The organism is Streptomyces sp. NPDC091387 (genome assembly GCF_044756945.1).
Lineage (GTDB): Bacteria > Actinomycetota > Actinomycetes > Streptomycetales > Streptomycetaceae > Streptomyces.
Genome location: NZ_JBIVTZ010000008.1, coordinates 150,478 through 170,634, shown reverse-complemented (window position 1 = coordinate 170,634; position 20,157 = coordinate 150,478). Strand labels below are relative to the sequence as shown.

Here is a 20,157-nt window from a genome sequence, read left to right as displayed (position 1 = left end):
CGCCGGTTCTGCGGGCAACGCGGAACGCCGGACGGGCCCAGGGGCCGGTCCGGCGTTCCGTGTGTCGTGAGCGGGGTGCGGGGTGTGCGCGGGTCAGGGGTGGACGAGGACCTGGGAGAGTGCCACCCGGCCCGTTCCGGAGGTCACGATCTTCACCGTGCGGGTCCGGCTGTCCAGGTTCACCAGTGTGGGACGCAGCGCCTTCCCGCTGACGTGCACCCTCCCGTCGTCCGTGACGACGTCGAAGTCGGCCGTGGTGGAGGAGGCGTCGTTCCAGACCTCGACCTGCCGGACGTGCCGGACGGCGCCGAGGTCCACCTGCCACCAGGCGCCCGCCTCGGAGAGCGTGCGGGTGTCCGTGTTGGTGTCGGCGTCCAGGGCGAGTGCCGCCGTCGCCGTTCCCTCGGTCGAGGACTGGGTGGCCGTGCCGGTGCGCGCCAGATCGGTGCGCAGCTGCTCGACCGGGCCGCCGCGGGCGCCCGCCCGTGCGGCGACGGCGAGGGCCTCGGCGGGCAGCCGGTCCAGGCCGGTGAGGTTGTCCGTCATGACGGAGCCGGTGCCGCCGAGGGCGGGGGCCGCGGTGTCGGTCCAGTTGCCGCGTGCGGTGTTCCGGATTCCGTAGTCCGCCCAGTTCGAGACCCATTTGTAGCCGATGCGGGTGATGACGTTCCGCTCGACGGTGATGTGCGAGGACTGCTCGTCGAGGTAGATGCCGTTGCCGTCGCGTTCGGTGTTGCCGTACGCCGAGCGGTTGATGTAGTTGCCGCTGAGGACCGTGCCGGGCTGTGCGCCCTGGGTGTAGATCGCGCCGCCGTCGTGCTGCTGCTGTGCGACCTCCATGACGTCGGTGATGCGGTTGTCCGTCACCCTGTTGTCGCGCAGCACGGACTTCTGGGCCTCGGTCTGGTTCCAGCCCCAGCCGACCGAGATCGCGGAGTACGGGAGGTGGTCCAGGCTGTTGTGGCCGACGGTCAGCCCGGCCTCGTATCCGGCCCAGATGCCCACCGAGTCGGTGTACTCGACGCCGGAACGGCTGATGGTGTTGTACGCGACGGTGTTCCGCTCCCCTGCGAGCGACGCGTCCGGCATCGGTTCGGTGTCGCCGACGTACACGGCGCCCGAGGACAGGTCGGTGAAGGACGACCGGGTCAGGGAGCTGTCCTTGGTGCCGGCCTCCAGGATCGCGCCGGCCCCGCCGAGGTGGCTGAACCGGCCGCTCTCGATGGAGACCCGCCTGCCGCCGCGGACGGTGACCGCGGCGGCAGGCTTCGTGTAGTAGCGGCCCGCGTGGTCGACGGGGCCGGTGGCTCCGGTCAGGGTGAGACCCGCCTGCATGCCCGCGTAGCCCTCATCGGTGCCGGGCTGCCGGTACGCCGCGTAGGCGAAGCCGATTCCGCTGACGGTGACGTCGTGGGCGCCGTCGACGACGAGGAGCTGTTCGGTGTGCGGGGTGACGGTCTGCGCGCGGCGCATGTTCTCGCCCTTGCGCGGCTGGTAGGTGACGGTGCGGCTCTCCGAGTCCCAGACGAACTCGCCCGGCTGGTCGAGGAGTTCGGTGGCGTTCTCGAAGAAGGCGACGCCGCTGTAGCGGGTGGAGTCGACGGCGGTGGAGTCCCATGCGGGTCCGGTGCGGTCGGTGCCGCTCGCGGAGTTGGTCCAGCAGGGCTGGACGAACGTCATGGTGTCGCCGCTGACCCCCGCGATCCGGCAGTGGTAGTCGCGCCAGCGGACCCGGATGACGGCTTCGGCGTCGGTGGGGCGCTGCCACCGGTCGATTCCGGTCGCGGTGGCGCCGGTCATGCCGGCTGCGGTGGCGTCGCAGGTGCTCGCCGCGCAGGCCTCGCCGCGGGCGCGGGTGGCGCGGGTGCCGTCGACGAAGAGCTGGCGCGGGGTGACGCCGGTGGGGACGCCGGCGGTCCAGGTGCCGTCGTTGTTGCGGTGCCAGCCGGTGATGTCCTGTCCGCCGGAGAGGACGGGGCGGGCGCCCGGGGCGGCGGTCCAGGTGACGGTGTGGCCGTTCTTCCCCGAGTCGGCGGCGCCCAGCCTCAGTGGCTCGTCCCGCTTGTACGTACCGTCCTTGAGGAGTACGCGGACGTCGCGCCCGGTCTCGGTGCGGGCCAGGTCCCGGGCGGCTTCCGGGGTGCAGGGCCGGGTGGCGGTGCAGGAGGAGCCCCGGCCGTCGGGGGACGCGTACAACGAGCGGGCTCCGGGTGCCGCCTGGGCGCCGGGGGCGGCGAGGAGTGCGGCCAGGAACGCGGCAGTGGCGGCAGCGGCGGTTGCCCGTACGGCGTTCAGGGGGCGGTTCACGCGGTGGCCTTCCAGTCGGGGTGGCCGGGCATGGGCGGGTTGACGGCCCCGAAGAGCCAGTCGCGCAGGAACGGGCCGAGGGACCGGTCACCGGTGACGTCGACGGTGTGCCGGATGAACTGCTCGCTGGTGTACGTGAAGTCCTTGAAACGCCGGACCCACTCGCGCATGACCTTGTCGAACTCCCGCTGCCCGGCCCGCAGGCTCAGGGCGTAGAGCACGAGTGCGCCGCCGTCGTAGATGTTCGTGCCGCCGAGCGCCTTCGGAAGTCCGGGCGGGCCGTCTGCCGCGCGGACGGCGTCGAGCTTCTCGTACGTCGCCCGCATCTTGTCCTCGAGGACGGACCAGCCGCGCTCCTCGCCGTACAGACCGGCGTAGTACACGGCGGGGCCCTCGTTCAGCCAGGCCTGCTGCCAGTCGTGCGGGGTGACGGAGTCGCCGAACCACTGGTGGACGAGCTCGTGCACCATGGTGGTCTCGTAGCCGGGCCGGCCGTTGGCGTCGGGCTTGAACCAGTTGGTGGAGAACAGCGACAGGGTCTGGTTCTCCAGGGCGTCGGTGTAGCCGTCGTAGATGTGGACGCCGTAGACGGAGAACGGGTAGCGGCCGAACTTCGCCTCCAGCCAGTCCAGATGGTCCGGGGTGCGGGCCACGACCGGGCCGTACTTCTCCTCTTGGCCCTGGGGGACGATGTGGCGCAGGGGCAGGCCGCGGTGGCTGGTGCCGTACAGATAGGTGCCCTTGACGACGGCGATGCCGATGAGTTCGGTCGCCATCCGCTCGCGCAGCGCGAAGTGCCAGACCGTGGAGCCGTCGGAGCGCCGGGACTTGTGGGTGAGTTCGCCGTTGGCGGTGGCGACGAAGCCCTTGGGGGCGCTGATGTGGAAGGTCCAGGTCGCCTTGTCGGACGGGGTGTCGTTGCACGGCAGGAAGGTGTCGGCGCGCGAGGACTGGGCGGCCGAGGCGAACCCGCCGTCGGTGCCGAACTTCCATCCGGTGAGGCCGAGTCGGGGCGCCTTGCCGTTGCCGCGGTAGCGGACCTCGACGGTGAACGCCTGCCCGTCGTGGAGCGGCCGGGCCGGGGTGATCGTGAACTCCTGGCCGCTCTGGCCGGGGTTGAGCTCCCAGGCGGCGCGGCGGCCGGAGACGGTGACCGCGTCGATGGTGTGGCCGTCGGTGTCGAGGTTGAACGCGGAGAGGTCCTGGGTGGCCCTGGCGTTGATCTTCACGGTCGCGGTGAAGTCGTACGTCACCGGGGTGAAGTCGAAGGTCAGGTCGTAGTGGAGGACCTGGTAGCCGCCGTTGCCGAGCGTCGGGAAGAGCGGGTCGCCGACGCCGTTCGAACCGGGCCTCGGGTCGAAGCGGTGCGGCTGCGCGGCGGCGGTCCGGCCGAGGGCCGGTACGGCGACGGCCGCGGCGGCCGCCGCCCCGCCGAGTCTGAGGGCCGTGCGTCGTGTCGTCACTTCTTCCCCTTCTGGGCCGCTTCCTCGAATTCGCCGCGGGCCTGCTCGGCGCCCTTGGCCAGGTAGTCCTTGACCAGCCGGTCGTAGGCGGACATGGGCTTGCGGCCGGAGATGATGTCCTTGAGCGCGTCCAGCTTGAACGTGTAGAGGCTGCCGTAGCCCTTGGAGTCCCAGGTGGGCGAGGAGTACTGGAGCGTCGGGTCCTGCTCCATGATCGGGATCATCTTGGTGAACGCCTCGTGCACATGGCGGACGCCCTGCTCCGAGTCGGCGCTGAAGACGGCCGGGACGGCGGAGGAGATGAACTTCCAGGGCACGGTGACGTCCTGGGTGCCCTGCTTGGTGAGCGCCGGGTTGCCCTTCGCGTCGCGGGTGAAGTCCTTGCCCTCGACGCCGTAGTTGATGAGCGTGTATTCCTCGCTGCCGAACGGAGACGCGGCGAAGTCGGCCAGCGCCAGGATCTGCCGCACCCGCTCCTCGGACCCGTTCTTCAGGTAGGTGTTCTCCAGCTTGACGTTGTCCATCCAGGCGACGGGCGCTGAGCCGAACGGCACGAAGGGCCTGGGGTCGTACTTCTTGTCGATCGCCTTCATCGCGGCGATGTAGCCGACCCCGGGGGCCAGATAGGTGGGTATGCCGTCGTAGACGTACGCGCCCTTGCCGTTCTTGAACATGTCCGTGTACTGGGCCTTCTGTGCCCCGGACATCTGAAGGGTGCCCGGGTAGTAGCAGCCCGCCTTGTACAGCGACCGTGCGGTCTCCACCGCCTGGCGGAACTCCGGCGTCTCCAGGTCGGTGGTGAACGTGCCGGTCTTGGAATCCATCCGCCAGGCGTACGGTGCGCCGGCCGACATGGCGAGGACGTTGGTGGCGCCCGCGATGATCGCGTACTGGTCCTTCTTGGGGCGGGTCAGCTCCTTGCACGCCTCGACGAACCGGTCGAGGCCGGTGATCTGGTCGAGGCTCGTGATGCCGATCTCCTCGAACAGGTCGTGCCGGTAGAAGCCCGCGCCGCCGGTGCCGGTGCGCGCGATCGGGATGCCGTAGAGCTTTCCGCCGAAGATGGCGGACTGCCAGGCGCCCTGCGGTATCGCGGCCAGGTTGGGGTAGTCCTTGACCTTGTCACCGGCCAGGTACGGGGTCAGGTCGGCGCACTTGGCCCGCAGGAAGGCCGCCTTGTTGTCGACGCCGCCGACTTCGGGGTACATGAAGAGGTCCGGCAGGCTGTCGCTGGCGATCATGGTGGAGAACTTGGTGCCGTAGTCGTCCGCCGGGACGGCGGTGATGTCGACCCGGCCGCCGAGCAGCTTCTCGATCGCCTGCCAGGCGGCGTTCCTGCCGCGCGAGGGCGGCGGCGGCGAGAAGGTCTCCATCGTCGCGCGGATCGGCTCTGCGCCCTTGAGCGGTGTGCCCTTGGTGGCTCTCAGCGGCTTGGCCGGGTAGCTGAAGAAGCCCTGCGGGACGCCGGCCGCGGTGCCGGCGAGATCGGGCTTGAGGCCGATGTTGCGGATCGCGGTGTCGGGGAGCAGCGAGGCGCTCTTGGCCTCGGCCTTGGCGGTCGTGCCGCCGTCGCCGCAGGCGGCGAGCAGCGGGGCGGCGGCCAGTCCCAGACCGATGCCCGCACCCATGCGGAAGAGCGCTCTGCGGTTGACGGGGGTTGAGCTCGGCACCTGAGTCTCCTTGGGAGAGGGGGAGGGAAGGAGTGGGGGGCGGTGGTTGCGCTCAGCCCTTGACGGCGCCGGTGAGCACGCCCTTGGTGAAGTAGCGCTGGAGGAACGGGTAGACGCAGAGGATCGGTACGACGGCGATCACCAGGACCGCCATCTGGACGGCCTGCTGCGGGGCGAGCACCTCGCCGGCCGAGGCGGAGTTCAGGCTCTGGCCCTGGAGGACGTAGGTACGCAGCACCATGGGCAGCGGCCATTTGTCGGAGTCGTTGAGGTACAGGAGCGAGTTGAAGAAGGCGTTCCAGTACGTCACCGCGTAGAAGAGGCTGATCACGGCGAGGACGGCCTTGGACAGCGGCAGGACGATGCGCAGCAGGATGCGGAAGTCGCCGGCGCCGTCGACCTTCGCCGCGTCGTAGAGCTCGTCCGGCAGGTTCATGAAGAAGGACCGCAGGACGACCAGGTTGAAAGCGCTGACCAGGGTGGGCATGACGAGCGCCGCGTAGGTGTCGTACAGGCCGAGTCCCTTGACCAGCAGGAAGTTCGGGATGATGCCCGCGTTGAACAGCATGGTGAACAGGGCGATCATCAGGATGGCGCGGGAGCCGGTGACGTCGCGGCGGGAGAGCCCGTACGCCATGCCGACGGTGACGAGCAGGCTGGCGAGGGTGCCGAGGACGGTGATGCCGACGGAGACGATCAGTGCCCGGGTGACGACCCCGCCGGTGAAGATGGTGCGGTAGGCGTCCAGATTGGGGTGGTCGGGCCACAGGACGAGACCGGAGGCCTTGATGATGTCGGTCTGCGAGGCGAAGCTCGTGCCGATGACGCCGACCAGCGGGTAGGCCACCGCGAGGACGACCACGACGACGGCCACCGCCTTGGCGGTCTGTCCCATGCGGGTCGGGCGTTCCATCCACGGCGGTCTGCCGTCGGTCCTGCTCCTGTGGGCGGGCCTGGGCTCGGGCGCGGTGGTCGCGGACGTGGCGCGAGTCTTCTCAGCGGTCAGCACCGCGGTACACCCCTTCGTGGCCGAGCCGGTGGGCGAGCTTGTTCGCGCCCAGCACGAGCACGGTGCCGATGACGGCCTTGACGAGTCCGACGGCGGCGGCGACGCCCCAGTCGTTGTCCTTGATTCCGTGGTAGTAGACGTAGGTGTCGAGGACCTCACCGGCGTCCGGTCCGACCGCGTCACGCTGGAGCAGGATCTGTTCGAAGCCGACGGAGAGGATCTGCCCGAGGTTGAGGATCAGCAGCAGGATGAGTACGGGGGCGATGCCCGGCAGGGTCACGTGCCAGAGCCGGCGCCTGGGTCCCGCGCCGTCGATCGCGGCGGCCTCGTACTGCTGCCGGTCGATGTTCAGCAGCGCGGCCAGGATGATGATCGTGCCCCAGCCGGCGTCCTTCCAGGCCACCTGGAGGGTCAGCAGCCAGGGGAAGGCGTCGGGGTCGCTCATCATGTCGTAGCGCGGCAGCCCCAGGCCTCCCAGGACATCGGGCAGCAGCCCGGCGCCGCCCAGGATCTGCTGGAAGATCGAGACGATGATGACCCAGCCGATGAAGTGCGGCAGGTAGACGACGCTCTGGACGAAGCGCCTGATGCGGTCGCTCGCGATGCTGTTGAGCAGCAGGGCCAGGGCGACCGGGATCGGGAAGAAGAACACCAGCTGGACGAGGGCGATCTCCAGGGTGTTGAACGTCGCGCTCCAGAAGGCCGGTTCGCCGAACGCCGCGGAGAAGTTGGCGAAGCCGACCCAGACGCTGTGCATGTATCCGAGGTACGGCTGGTAGTCCTGGAACGCCACCACGTACCCGAGCAGCGGCACGTAGTGGAAGACGACGAAGTAGAGCAGGCCGGGCAGGGTGAGCAGCAGCATCACCCGGTCGCGCTTGATCCGCTGCCCGAGCGTCAGCCGGTGTGGCGCGGCAGCGGCACGGGCATCGGGCGGGGCGGGTTCATCGGCCCGCTGCCGCCGCTTTTCCCGCGGCAGCGGGGGTGCTGTGTCAGCCATGGTGCGTCCTGTTCGGCCGGGTGGCGCGTATGAGTCTTCTGCGGCCGCAAGTTAGTAAGCGGTTAACCCAAGCGTCAAGGGATCCGAGCGAACGTCTTTGTTTCGCAGTGTTCTTCGAAGGAAATCCAGGCCAGAAAATCGCCCGATACACGGACAGAATTGGATAGTTGCATGAGGAGAGAGCTTGACGGTCGGCCATCACGCTCCCTAGCGTGCCGGTCATTCCATAGAACGCGATTACTGTCCGGAGGCAGGGTGCGAACCACCGAAGAGGCACCGGCTCAATCCGGTACCGATGCCGCGGCCCCGCCCGGAAGGCGGCCGCGCACGGTTCTGGTCATGAGCCCCGGACTGCTGGACGAGGTCTTCCCGCCTCCCGTCCGGGCCCGGCTGGAGGAGACGGCGGACCTCCTCGACCCGTCCGTGATCAGCGAGTTCGACTCCCCCGCCGCCACCGCGGCACTGTCCGACGCCGAGGTACTGCTCACCGGCTGGGGCTGCCCGCCCGTGGACGCGGCACTGCTGGACCGGGCACCCGGGCTGCGAGCCGTGATCCATGCGGCCGGCACGGTGAAGACGTTTCTGTCCCCGGACGCCTTCGACCGCGGGATCGCCGTCTCCTCGGCCGCCTCCGCCAACGCCGTACCGGTGGCGGAGTTCACCCTGGCCGCGATCATCATGGGCGCGAAGCGGGTGTTCCCGCTGGCGGGGCTCTACCGCACCCGTCGCACCCACCGCACCGGCGCCGACCTCGACCGGCAGCACTGGCTCGGCACGCACGGGCTGACCGTCGGCGTCGTCGGCGCCTCCCGGATCGGCCGCCGGGTCATCGAGCTGCTGCGGGTCCTGGACGTCGAGGTGCTGCTGTACGACCCGTACGTGGGCGCGGCCGAGGCGGAGCTCCTGGGCGTCACCCCGGCCGATCTGGACACGCTCGTGGCGACCAGCGACGTGGTGACCGTGCACGCCCCGGACACGCCGGAGACCCGGGGGATCATCGACGCCCGCCGGATCGGCCTGATGCGCCCCGGCACCCTGGTCGTCAACACGGCCCGCGGCCCGCTGGTGGACACCGAGGCGCTGACCGCCCACCTGGTCAGCGGCCGGCTCGACGCGGTCCTGGACGTGACCTCGCCCGAGCCGCTGCCGGCCGGCCACCCGCTGTGGGACCTGCCCAACGTCTTCCTGACCCCGCATCTCGCGGGCGCCCAGGGCAACGAGGTGGGACGGCTGGGCGCGCTCGCCGTCGACGAACTGGCCCGGTACGCGAGGGGCGAGCCGTTCGGCCACCCGGTACACCGGGCCGACCTGGGGAGAATCGCATGAACCACGTCCCGCCACAGGCTCTAGGCTCGGCGTCACACAACAGCCACCAGGGGGTGAGCCGGATGCGCCGGCAGAGCACGGCCGCGGACGGACAGCGACGGGCGACGGTCACCGATGTCGCGCGGCGCGCAAGCGTCTCGACGGCAACCGTCTCCCGCGTACTGAACCGCAACTACCCCGTCGCGGAAGCGACTCGGGAACGCGTCGAGTCGGCCATGCGCGAGCTGGGCTACGTGGTCAACGCGCACGCCCGCGCACTGGCCGGGGTCTCCAACCGCACCGTCGGCATCATCGTCAACGAGGTCATCGACCCGTTCTACGCCTATATCGCGCGGGGCGTGGAGCGCGAGGCCGCGCTCGGCGGACGGCTCTGCCTGGTGTGCTGCACCCAGGGCGACCCGCAGCGCGAGCTGGCCTTCATCGACCTGATGCACGAGCGCAGGGCCGACGCGGTGGTGGTGGTCGGCGGCTCCATCGCCGACCGCGGCTACACCTCCGAACTGGCCCGCCGGGCACGGGAGCTGGACGCGGGCGGCTCCAAGCTGGTGCTGTGCGGCAGGCCGCCGCTGGGCGAGGCGGCCCCGACCGCGGCGGTCGAGTACGACAACGAGGGCGGCGCGTTCGCCATCACCGACCACCTGCTGATGCAGGGGCACGAGCGCATCCTGTACCTCGGCGGCCCGCCCAAGCTCTCCACCACCCGCGACCGGCTGGCCGGCCACCGGCGGGCCCTGGAGCTGCGCGGGCTGCCCGCCGATCCCGAACTGGTCCAGCCGGGCGCCTTCAGCCGCAACTTCGGCTACCGGCGGATGAGCGAACTGATCCGGGACGGACTGGAGTTCACGGCCGTCTTCGCGGCCAACGACATGGTCGCCGCCGGCGCCGCACAGGCGTTGGAGGAGGCCGGGCTGCGGGTGCCGAAGGACGTCTCGCTGGTGGGGTACGACGACATCCCGGTCGCCCAGGAGCTGCGTCCCCGGCTGACCACGGTCCATGTGCCGCTGGAGGAGATGGGGCGCCAGGCGGTGCGGCTGGCCGTCTCCGGCGGCGACGAGGACGACTGGCGGGAGCCGACCACGGGTGCGCTGCGGCTCGGCACCCACATCGTGGTACGCGATTCCGTCGGACCCCGGGCCGGTCGACCCTCCCGCAAGTGACCGGTTACTTCCCACCTGTCCGTAGTTGGCCATAGAAAATCACAGTAACTTCCCGACTCCTCTTGCGGCTCGACAGCAACCGCTTACATGCTGACGGCACGCCTCACCCCGTTCCGCACGCTTCCGCCCCTCATTCGTTTCTGCAGGGAGAGTTCCGCATGCGTCAGCACACCCCCTCCGCCATGTCCTCCACCCCGGTCGGCCGTCGCTCCGTCCTCGCCGCCGCGGCCGGCGCCGGGGCGGTGGCCGCGCTCGCCGCCGCCGTCCCCTCGGCACAGGCCGCGCCCGGCCGGCCGCTCGCCCGCCCGGTCGCCCTGACCGTCACCGCCCGCCCCGCCGCCGAGGCCGAGCGGCTGCGGCTCGCACAGGCCCTGCGCGGCTCGGAGTTCCAGCCGACCGGCCTCCACGTTCCCGCGGGCACCCCGCTCTCGCTGACCGTCCGGCCCCACGACGGCCTGCTGCCCACACTCTGGATCGGTGCCTGGGACTACTACGGCGAGATCACCGAACCGCGCGCCTACCCGCTGACCGCCGGCGCCAACACGGTGACCGACCCGCACGGCGGCCCGGTCTATCTGACGCTCACCGGGCACGGCGAGCGGGCGGACGTACTCATCCGCTCCGGGGCCCTCCCCATGCCCGTCTTCACGCTGGGCCGCACCACAGAGGCCGAGTTCCAGCGCCGGCTCGACACGCTGACCGCATCGCCCTGGGCCGAACTCCACGGCCCGGACACGATCATGACGCTGACCCGTGACGGCGCGCTTCAGTACCGGGGCGAGGACCACGCCGCGCTCCTCCGGCTGGTCGGGACGATCATCGACTCGCACGCCCGGATCAGCGGGCTGGACGGCTCCGCGCCGGTGCACCGGCGCAAGGCGGGTCCGTACCACTTCACCGAGGTCAGCAAGGTGCCGACCGGTGTCGGCGCGTACGCGACGCACGGCTACAACGGCTTCCCCCGCGCCTATCTCGACCGGGCCACGACCGTCGAGGGGCTGCGGACCCGCGGCTGGGGCCTCTACCACGAACTCGGCCACCTGCATCAGCAGATGGCGTACAAGCCGGGCGGTCTGACCGAGGTCACGGTCAACATCTACTCGCTGGCCGCGCAGCGCACCCTGAAGCAGCCGTCCAACCTGCTCACGGTCGACCCGGCGACCGGCCTCACCGCCTTCCAGACCTCACGGGCCAAGTTCGGCACGGCCGGGCTGACGTACGAGAAGTCCTTCGGCGCGTACGAGAAGCTCGTGCCCCTGCGTCAGCTGGAGCTGGCCTTCGGGGACGACTTCTGGCCCCGCCTGCACAAGCTGGTGCGCGAGGAGAACCCGCAGTCCGACTCCTCGGAGAACGACAAGCGCTACCGGGCACTGGCCACCTGCTCGAGCCGCGTCGCGGGCCACGACCTCACGGACTTCTTCGTCAACACCTGGGCCTTCCCGATCGACGCCGCAGGGCGGGCGGAACTCGCCGCCCTGCACCTGCCCCAGCCGCCCGTCGACCCGAGCACGCTCTCCGACTGAACGCGGCGGAAACGCTGACCGCGGAGCACGCAGAGGACAAGGAGTCATCGTGCGACTGAGCAGAAGGACCCTTCTCGCCACGAGTGGCGCCACGGCCGTCGGAGCAGCGCTCGCCCCCACGGCGGGCGCCGCACAGGCCGCGGCCGCGGAGCCGGTGGCAGGCACGGCGCCGGACAGCGCACCGGAGGCGGACCAGGACTTCGACGAACTCCTCCTGCGGGCGGAGACCCTGATCACCGGAGGCCGGTTCGACCCGTCCGACCCCGACTTCGCCGCCGCCCTCGCGGCCCTGAACCACGAGGCGAAGGAGCTGTGGGACACGCTCGACCGCAGCGCCGGACGCACCGCACTGTGGGCCGACCTCTCCCCCGTCACCGATCCGGGGAACTTCGGGCAGACCTACACCCGGCTGCGCACCCTCGCCACAGCTTGGGCCACGCCCGGCGCCGCTCCGGCGGGTGCCGGCGAGACCGCGGACGCCCTGCTCGGCGCGCTGCGCTTCACCTTCGACACCGCCTACCACCCGCAGGCGGGCGAAAGCGGCAACTGGTGGTTCTGGGAGATCGGCGCTCCCCGTGCGCTGATGGACTGCTGCGTCCTGCTGCGCGGACTGCTGTCCACCGGTGATCTCACGGACTATCTGGGCGTCGTCGACCGCTTCTGCCCCGACGCGGACCGCCGGACCAACTCCCCCACACTGTCCGAGACGGGTGCCAACCGCACCGACAAGGCCGTGATCGTGGCGCTGCGCGGACTGCTCGGCAGGAACGCGGACAAGGTGGCGTCCGCCCGTGACGCACTCTCCGACGTGCGTGACTCGGGCCGCAACAGCCTTTTCCGGTACACGAGTTCGGGCGACGGGTTCTACGAGGACGGCTCGTTCGTCCAGCACGACGTGGTCGCTTACACCGGCTCGTACGGCACCGTGCTGCTCGGCGGCGCGGCCTGGCTGATCGCGCTCCTGGCGGATTCGCCGTGGTCGGTCGCCGACCCGAAGGTGGCGGTGATGTACGAGGCCGTGGAGCGGAGCTTCGCACCGGTGGTCTTCGACGGGCTGATGATGGACGCGGTGCGCGGGCGGGCCGTCTCACGGGAACGCGCGGGTGACCACCGGGACGGTGCCGCGGCCGTCGCGGCGATCCTGCTGCTCGCGTCCGGAGCACCCGCCTCCCACGCGGACCGCTGGCGGGCCCTGGCCAAGGGCTGGCTGACCCGCAACCGCACCACCCCCTTCGCCGATCTCGCCACACTGCCCCAACTGGCCCTGGCCAAGGCCGTGCTCGACGACCGGGACGTCCACGCCGGGGCGCGCACGACGGGCAGCTTCGTCCTGGCCGACATGGACCGCGTGGTGCACCGGCGCCCCGGGTGGGCCTGCGCACTGTCGCTGTCGTCGAAGCGGATCTCCGCGTACGAGGCGGGCAACGGCGAGAACCTGCACGGCTGGTACACCGGCGACGGCATGACGTATCTGTACGACGGCGACGACCTCGGGCAGTACAACGACGGCTTCTGGCCGACCGTCGATCCGTACCGGCTCCCCGGCACCACGGTCGACAACCGCCGCCGCGAGGATCTCGGCACCGGCGCCGGTACGTCCACCTACCGGCCGGCGAACAGCGTCGCGGGCGGGGCCGTCCTGGACAGCCGGTACACGGTGGCCGCGATGGAGGTGACCGGCGCCCCGGGCAGCACGCTTCGGACCCGGAAGGCATGGTTCCTGCTGGACAACGCGGTGGTCGCGCTCGGCGCGGGCATCACCGCGAGCGACGGCCGGGCGATCGAGACGATCGTCGAGAACCGCAACCTCGGCGCGCGGGGCCGCAACCGGCTGCTGGTCGACGGTGTCCCGCAGCCCGTGGAGCAGGGCCGGTCCGCCGAGTTCGGCCGGGCCCGGTGGGCACATCTCGACGGTGTCGGCGGCTACGTCTTCCCCGAGGGGGCCGCGCTGCACGCCCTGCGCGAGGAGCGCACCGGCACCTGGCGGGACATCGACACGGGAGCGGACACGGGTGGCAGCGCCGATCCCGTCACCCGCCGCTACGTCACGCTCCGGCTGGACCACGGGATCTCGCCCACCGACGACGGCTACGCCTATGTGCTGCTGCCCGGTGTCTCGGCCGCCGCCACGGCGGTCTGGGCGCGCTCCCGGCCGGTCCGGATCGTCGCCAACGACGCCGCGGCCCAAGCGGTGGAGGACCGCCGGGCCGGACTGACCGCCGTGCACTTCTGGGACGCCGGGTCCGCGGCCGGGTTCGTCTCGTCCGGCCCGGCGTCGGTGCTCGTGCGGCGGAGGGGAGCGCGGGTGTCCGTCGCGGTCGCCGACCCGGGCCGGACGCAGACCTCCCTCACGCTCGAACTCCCCTTCCGTGTGCGATCGGTGGCGCAGGCCGATGCCACCGTGAGCGTCGCTCCCGGCCGCAGGACCGTCCTCACCGTCGAAACCGGCGGCTCCCGCGGCCACACCCACCACGCCGAACTCGTCCAGTAACCCACCCCCTGAACGTCCGTCCCGAGGAGCAGCGCCACCATGTCCGTCGCCCCGCATCTGCAACTGCCGCCGACCGAGCGGGTCCTGTCGTCACGTACCGGCTGGACCCGGGCGCACTGGGAGGCGACCGCCGACCGGATGCTGGACGCGCTGACGCCCTACGCCACACCCGGCTTCGCGCAGTACCGGCTGCCCGGCCGCGGCAGCTGGTCGGGGGTCGTCTCGGACGGCCTCGAGGGCTTCGCCCGGTCGTTCCTGCTCGCCGCCTGCCGGATCGCGGGCGCGGGCGGGGCGGTCGACCCCTCGCTGACCGAGCGCTACGCGGCCGGTCTGGCGGCCGGCACCGACCCCGGGAGCGGGGAGGCGTGGCCGCGTCTGACGGACTGTTCGCAGCAGATGGTGGAGGCGGCGTCGATCGCGGTCGCCCTGCACGAGACCCGGCCGTGGATCTGGGACCGGCTGGACGCAGGGGTCCAGGAGCGCGTCGTCGACTGGTTCTCCGGGTTCGTCGGCGGCCGTACCTGGGACAACAACTGGCGGCTCTTCCAGGTGGTGTCCGAGCAGTTCCTCGCCTCCGTCGGCGCCCCGTACAACCGGTCCGACATCGAGGGCGGGCTGGACAGGATCGAGGACTGGTACGTCGGTGACGGCTGGTACACCGACGGGGACGGCCGCAATTTCGACTACTACGTCGGCTGGGCCATGCACCTGTATCCGCTGCTGTGGGCGCGGATCGCCGGGCCGGACGGCGACGGCGGACGGGCCGCGGTGTACCGGGAGCGGCTCAGCCGATTCCTGGAGGACTACCAGCACTTCTTCGGGTCCGACGGCGCCCCGGTCCACCAAGGCCGTTCCCTCACCTACCGTTTCGCCGCGCTCGCCCCGGTGTGGATGGGCGCGCTCGCCGACTGCACGCCGCTGGCGCCCGGACTGACCCGCCGGCTCGCCTCGGGCACGCTGCGGCACTTCGCGGAGCGCGGGGTGCCGGACGAGCGGGGGCTGCTGCCGCTCGGCTGGTACGACACCTTCCTGCCGTCCACCCAGCCGTACTCGGGTCCGGCCTCTCCGTACTGGGCGAGCAAGGGGTTCCTCGGGCTGCTGCTCCCGGCGGACCACGCGGTGTGGACGGCGCGTGAACTCCCGCTGCCCGTCGAGGAGTCCGACACGTACACCGCGCTGCCCGCGCCGGGCTGGCTGCTGCACGGCACCCGGCACGACGGGATCGTCCGGCTGGTCAACCACGGCAGCGACCACAACCCTCCTGCCCCTGAAGCCGGTCCGGACGCCGATCCGGACCGGGGTGCGGGCGAGGACGACCCGCACTACGCGAAGCTCGCGTACTCGACGGCGACCGCGCCGGAATCCGCACCGCACGCCCTGGCCCGCGATGTCGACGGTCACCTGGCCCTGGTCGCCCCGGACGGCACCCCGTCCCGGCGCCGCCGGATCCATCCGCTGCGCTGCGAGGGCCGCGTCGCCGCCTCCTGGTCGGCGGCGCGGCTGCCGGGTGACGAGCACGCGTACCGGATCGAGACGACGAGCGTGCTGCACGGCCCGTGGGAGATCCGGGTACACCGCATCGAGTCGCCCGAGGGCGCGGTGGTCCGGGAAGGCGGTCACGCGGTCGCCGACCGGACGAGCCCGTTCGCCTCTTCGGGGCCCGACTGGGCGCTCGCCCGCACGGCCGAGGGGCTGACCAGCGCGGTGGTCGCCCTGTACGGGTGGGACGGCGGCGCCGACGGGGCCGCGGTGGCGCGCGATGTCGAGTCCAACGCGTACGGACCGCACTCGGCGGTCCCGTATCTGCGCAGCGCGCCCCGTCCGGGCGGCCGGAGCGTTCATGTGTCGCTCGTCGTGCTCTCCCGCGACAGCGTCCATCCGGAGGCGCTCCGTACGGCGGTGCGCGTACGGGTGGACGGCGACGCGGTGGTCCTGACCTTCCTGGACGGGAGCCGGGTCGAGGTCTGACCGGCACCGGCCGGCGGCGGGCCTCGGCCGGCGGACCGGAGTCAGATCCCGATGCTGTTCTCCTCCCGGCGGTTGATGTGCACGATCAGCTCCTGCGCCAGGGACTTGATCGTGTCGAGCCCGGCCCGCCCCCACGGGCGGGGCACGGTGTCCACGGCGCAGACGGCGCCCACGGCGATCCCCGTACGGTCGATGAGCGGCGCCCCCAGGTAGGAGCGGATGCCTATGTCGTCGACGACCGGATTCCCGGCGAACCGCGGATAGTCGCAGACGTCCTCCAGGACCAGCGCCCTCCGCCGCACCACGACGTGCGGGCAGTAGCCGTGGTCGAGGGCCACATAGCGGCCGCTGCGGCCGCTGCCCGCCGCCGTGGCTCCCAGGTCGGCGCCCTTGCGGGTACCCGCCGGGGTGTGCAGCCCGGCGTAGAACTGCCGGTTGCCGTCGATGAAGTTGACCATCGAGAAGGGCACGTCGGTCACTTCGGCCACCCGGTCGGCGAAGGCGTCGAAGTTGTCGAACGAGGCGTCGGACCGCTCCCCCAGGCCGAGACTGCGCAGCCGCTGGGTCCGGACGGGGGCGTCGCTGTCGACGGGGGTCAGCAGCATCCGCCCGATGGCGTGCGGGATCACGTACGGACTCCGAAACTGCCGTGGCCGGAGAGCGGAGCCGGCTCGGTGGTGGCGTTGATGAGGTGCTGGACGAGGGTGACCAGCGCGCCGGTTCCCGAGCTGGCGATCCGGGCGTCGCAGAGGACGACCGGTACCGCGGGTGCCAGGTCGAGCGCGGCCCGCACCTCCTCGGGGCCGTAGCGGAAGGCACCGTCGAACTCGTTCACGGCGACGATGAATCCGATGCCGCGCCGCTCGAAGAAGTCGACGGCCGCGAAGCACTCCTCCAGTCTGCGGGTGTCCGCGATGACCACCGCTCCCAGTGCGCCCTGGGAGAGTTCGTCCCACATGAACCAGAAGCGTTCCTGGCCGGGTGTGCCGAACAGGTAGAGCACGTGCTGCTCGTCCAGTGTGATGCGGCCGAAGTCCATGGCGACCGTGGTGGAGGTCTTGGACTCGATGCCTTCGAGGCTGTCGGTCGCCGCGCTGACCTGGGTCAGCAGCTCCTCCGTGCTCAGCGGCGCGATCTCGCTGACCGCGCCGACGAAGGTGGTCTTGCCGACCCCGAATCCGCCCGCCACCAGCACCTTGAGCGCGACGGGAAAGCCCTCGGGACTGCTGGGCGCCTCCGCGTAGCCGATGGATCCGGGAGCGTCCGCGTACCCCGCGTGCCCGGGGGCCTCGGCGTGACCAGCGCTCCCGGGGCCCTCCGCGTAGCCGACGTTTCCGGGGCCCCCGGTCCCCGGGTACGGGGCGGAGCTGTCGAAACCGTCAGAGCTGTCGTCGTAAGCCATCGAGCACTGCCTCCAGCAGGGATCGGTCAGTGGGCATGTCATGGAAGGCGGGCGGGTGCGCGGTGACCGCTCCGCAGTCGACCAGGTCCGAGAGGAGCACCTTGGTGACGACCGCGGGCAGCCGCAGGTGCGCGGCGATCTCGGCCACAGAGGTGGGGCCGCCGCACAGTCCCAGCGCCACGGAGTGCTCGGGGCCGAGGTGGACCTGCGGAACGGTCCCGGTGGCCATGACCAGGGAGAGCAGGTCGAGCACGGTGGTGGGGCGGGTGCGGCCGCCGCTCACCGTGTACGGGCGGATGAGGCGGCCTGCCGCATCGTCGAGCAACGGCGCGTCCTGGGTGGCCGACACGCTCACAGCCCCGTGGCGCCCGGCATCCCGGCCGCTTGTCTGGTCGGGGTCATCAGATAGGGCCGGACGCTCTTGACCAGCATGGCCATCTCGTAGCCCAGCACGGCGGCATCGGCGCTGCGCCCGGCGAGCACGGCCAGACAGGTGCCGGAACCGGCGGTGGCGACGAAGAGGAGCGTCGAGTCGAGCTCCACCACCACCTGGCGGACCTCCCCGTTGTCCCCGAACCGCGCCCCGGCGCTGCGGCCGAGGGAGTACAGGCCGGCGGCCAGCGCCGCCATGTGGTCGGCGCTGTCGGCGTCCATGCCGTGGAGGGATTTCACCAGCCCGTCGGCGGAGAGCAGGACCGCGCTGCGGGTGTAGGGCACGCGCTGTACCAGCCCGCTCAGCAGCCAGTCGAGGTCCGAGACCTGACCGGACGACATATCGGTCGCCATGGTGCATCTACTCCTTGGAGGTGTTGCTTTCGAGTGGGTCTTGATCGCTGTGGTGGGAGCCGGCCCGGAGGAGTTCCCCGGGCGGCGTGGCACCGCGGACCGGAAGCGGATCGAGTGGTGTCGCGGCCGCTGCCACCGCGCCCGGAGCCGTCCCGAACCCGGCCTCCGCTCCGGAGCCCGGTCCGGGCTCCGATTCGGCACGGGCCTCCGCGAGGTCGATGCCGCGCCGGAAGGCTGCCACCAGGCCCGGGTCGTGCAGGGTGGGTTCGTCCTCGGTGCGCGGGGCGGGAGCGTCCCTCAGCTGAGGGACCAGATGTTCCTGGTTGGCACGCCTGGGAAGCTGCGGCCGCCCCGTCGTGCCGCGTACGACTCCGGGTTCGGCGGGGAGCGCCGGTGCCGCCTCGTCCGTCGGCCGGATGCCGGGGCCGGCCTCTGCGGGGGCGGGCCGGTCGAGGCGTTCGGCACGCAGCGGGAGCGGCGGGCCCTCACCGTGACGCCGGGTCTGCTGCGGCGGCTGGTGCATCCGCGGCTGCTGGCTCGGCACGTACGGCCGGCGCTCCGGCTCGGGAGCGGGCGCCGGGCCCGGTCCGAGGTCCCGGTGTGCGGCGCCCTCGTCCAGTGGCGGTGGACGGTGCACGGGGCCGGGGGGCGGTGCCGGTGCGGCTCCGGCGGAGGCGTCGTCCTCGGCCCCGAGCAGGGTCTGCGGAAGCACGAGCACGGCTTGCGTGCCCCCGTAGATATTGCTCTGCAGACGTACGGCGATGCCGTGTCTGCGGGCCAGCGAGGCCACCACGAACAGGCCGATCCGGCCGTCCTGGAGCAGCCGGGCGACATTGACCTGGTCGGGGTCGGCGAGCAGGGCGTTCATCCGCTTCTGCTCGTTGCCCGGCATGCCGAGGCCCCGGTCCTCGACCTCCAGGGCGAGACCCGCGGTGACGCGCTGGGCGCGCAGCAGCACTTGGGTCTGCGGGGCGGAGAACACCGTGGCGTTCTCGACCAGTTCGGCCAGGAGGTGGATCACGTCGGCCACGGCGTGCCCGCGGAGGGTGCCGTCGATCGGGGGCACGAGCTTGACCCGCGGATACTGTTCGACCTCGGCGATCGCCGAGCGCAGCACCTCGGTCATGGTGACCGGGTTGCTCCACTGCCGCCGGGAGACGGCGCCGCCGAGGACCGCGAGGTTCTCCGCGTGACGGCGGATCCGGGTGGCCAGGTGGTCGACCTGGAAGAGGCCCTTGAGGAGATCGGGGTCCTCGACCTCGTGCTCCAGCTCGTCGAGCAGCTGGATCTCGCGGTGCACGAGCGACTGAAGCCGGCGTGCGAGGTTGACGAAGACCTCGACCTTCTGGTCCTCGCCGCTGTGCTCGGAGAGCCGGGACGCCTGTACGACGGCGGCGACGGCCCCTTCCTGCTGCCGGCCGAGCTCCTGCGCCAGCAGTTCGAAGGCGTCGCTTCCGGGGGCGGTGGGCTGCGGGGGCCGACGCGTGGGTACGGGTTCGCCGTTGCGGAGCTGTTCCACCACCTGTTGCAGTTCGGCCTGGCCCTGCGCGCTGGCCCGGCGCAGGGCGAAGCAGCGGCCCAGCACGGTGGTGGCGACTCGGTTGGCGGCGAGGAAGGCCGCCGCCACTGCGGCGACCGCCAGCGCCGCGGCGGCGCCGAGCGCGGTCCAGAGCTCCGTGGACGGCGCGGTGCCGGTGGAGCGGACCGTGAGGATGACGGCCGCGGCGCCGGTCAGCATGACGGCCACGGCCGGCAGCACCGCGGTGCGCAGGAGTTGGGGGCGTATACGCGCCTCGGGGGACGGCTGGGCAGCGCGCGGCCTGGCCGCGGCCGAGTGGGAACGGGCACCCGGTCGGCCGTGCCGCCCGCCCTCTCGGCGTTCCGGTCGCGCGTCGGGTGCGCGAAGTTGAGACATCAGCGTCCTCGGTACGTGGGGCCCCAGGAATCGGTATCCATGTGGTGGCACCTACGGTGGTCGGTCATTCTCGGGTCATCGGCCGGGCGGGCCCGGGGAATATGAGCCCACCGTTGATCACCGGACACACACGGTAGTCG

The 20,157-nt window shown here is 71.6% G+C and carries 15 protein-coding genes; 5 read left to right on the top strand and 10 right to left on the bottom strand.

Features of this window, described 5'->3' with window-relative positions:
• Positions 1-93: 93 nt before the first annotated feature.
• The 5 genes from ACIQM0_RS18185 to ACIQM0_RS18165 all read right to left on the bottom strand — a co-directional run bounded on the left by ACIQM0_RS18185 (position 94) and on the right by ACIQM0_RS18165 (position 7,449).
• Entirely contained in the window at positions 94-2,307 is a 2,214-nt protein-coding gene (locus tag ACIQM0_RS18185; protein WP_401287557.1) for a right-handed parallel beta-helix repeat-containing protein, read from the bottom strand.
• A complete protein-coding gene (locus ACIQM0_RS18180) occupies positions 2,304-3,770 on the bottom strand; it encodes a M1 family metallopeptidase (RefSeq protein WP_401287555.1) in 1,467 nt (488 codons plus the stop codon). The genes ACIQM0_RS18185 and ACIQM0_RS18180 overlap by 4 nt, the downstream gene beginning before the upstream one ends.
• Positions 3,767-5,440, bottom strand: coding sequence for an extracellular solute-binding protein (locus tag ACIQM0_RS18175; RefSeq protein ID WP_401287552.1), 1,674 nt, complete (start codon positions 5,438-5,440; stop codon positions 3,767-3,769). Before ACIQM0_RS18175 ends, ACIQM0_RS18180 begins: the two co-directional genes overlap by 4 nt.
• A 52-nt stretch (positions 5,441-5,492) precedes the next feature.
• On the bottom strand, positions 5,493-6,353 hold the full coding sequence (locus tag ACIQM0_RS18170) for a carbohydrate ABC transporter permease (protein ID WP_385034080.1): 861 nt from the start codon (positions 6,351-6,353) through the stop codon (positions 5,493-5,495).
• 82 nt (positions 6,354-6,435) lie between these two features.
• Positions 6,436-7,449: an ABC transporter permease subunit gene (locus ACIQM0_RS18165; RefSeq protein WP_362952738.1), complete on the bottom strand. Its 1,014-nt coding sequence runs from the start codon at positions 7,447-7,449 to the stop codon at positions 6,436-6,438.
• A 339-nt stretch (positions 7,450-7,788) separates the two neighbouring features.
• On the opposite strand from ACIQM0_RS18165, the gene ACIQM0_RS18160 reads away from it, so the two are divergent.
• From ACIQM0_RS18160 to ACIQM0_RS18140, 5 genes are all read left to right on the top strand, one after another.
• Complete coding sequence (locus tag ACIQM0_RS18160) at positions 7,789-8,775, top strand: hydroxyacid dehydrogenase (protein ID WP_401287548.1); 987 nt, start codon at positions 7,789-7,791, stop codon at positions 8,773-8,775.
• Positions 8,776-8,837: 62 nt separating this feature from the next.
• Positions 8,838-9,932 (top strand): LacI family DNA-binding transcriptional regulator, encoded by a 1,095-nt coding sequence (locus ACIQM0_RS18155; RefSeq protein WP_363028798.1) that lies wholly within the window; start codon positions 8,838-8,840, stop codon positions 9,930-9,932.
• Between the two features lie 158 nt (positions 9,933-10,090).
• Positions 10,091-11,455, top strand: a complete 1,365-nt coding sequence (locus ACIQM0_RS18150; protein ID WP_401287545.1) for a M60 family metallopeptidase — start codon at positions 10,091-10,093, stop codon at positions 11,453-11,455.
• Between the two features lie 49 nt (positions 11,456-11,504).
• Positions 11,505-13,946: a polysaccharide lyase 8 family protein gene (locus tag ACIQM0_RS18145; RefSeq protein ID WP_401287542.1), complete on the top strand. Its 2,442-nt coding sequence runs from the start codon at positions 11,505-11,507 to the stop codon at positions 13,944-13,946.
• A gap of 39 nt (positions 13,947-13,985) precedes the next feature.
• On the top strand, positions 13,986-15,914 hold the full coding sequence (locus ACIQM0_RS18140; RefSeq protein WP_401287539.1) for a DUF2264 domain-containing protein: 1,929 nt from the start codon (positions 13,986-13,988) through the stop codon (positions 15,912-15,914).
• 41 nt (positions 15,915-15,955) lie between these two features.
• Here ACIQM0_RS18140 and ACIQM0_RS18135 read toward each other — a convergent pair whose 3' ends face one another.
• The 5 genes from ACIQM0_RS18135 to ACIQM0_RS18115 are packed head-to-tail and all read right to left on the bottom strand — an operon-like array spanning position 15,956 to position 20,017.
• Complete coding sequence (locus ACIQM0_RS18135) at positions 15,956-16,543, bottom strand: GAF domain-containing protein (RefSeq protein ID WP_401287536.1); 588 nt, start codon at positions 16,541-16,543, stop codon at positions 15,956-15,958.
• Positions 16,540-17,316, bottom strand: coding sequence for a GTP-binding protein (locus tag ACIQM0_RS18130; RefSeq protein ID WP_401287534.1), 777 nt, complete (start codon positions 17,314-17,316; stop codon positions 16,540-16,542). Before ACIQM0_RS18130 ends, ACIQM0_RS18135 begins: the two co-directional genes overlap by 4 nt.
• Positions 17,294-17,665 carry a DUF742 domain-containing protein gene (locus ACIQM0_RS18125; protein ID WP_185092623.1) on the bottom strand — a complete coding sequence of 124 codons (372 nt, stop codon included), beginning with the start codon at positions 17,663-17,665 and terminating at the stop codon, positions 17,294-17,296. Before ACIQM0_RS18125 ends, ACIQM0_RS18130 begins: the two co-directional genes overlap by 23 nt.
• 2 nt (positions 17,666-17,667) lie before the next feature.
• The gene (locus tag ACIQM0_RS18120; RefSeq protein WP_363028811.1) at positions 17,668-18,102 is read right to left on the bottom strand and encodes a roadblock/LC7 domain-containing protein; all 435 of its coding nucleotides are present in this window, start codon (positions 18,100-18,102) and stop codon (positions 17,668-17,670) included.
• Positions 18,103-18,109: 7 nt separating this feature from the next.
• Positions 18,110-20,017: a sensor histidine kinase gene (locus ACIQM0_RS18115; RefSeq protein ID WP_401287531.1), complete on the bottom strand. Its 1,908-nt coding sequence runs from the start codon at positions 20,015-20,017 to the stop codon at positions 18,110-18,112.
• Positions 20,018-20,157: the final 140 nt, after the last annotated feature.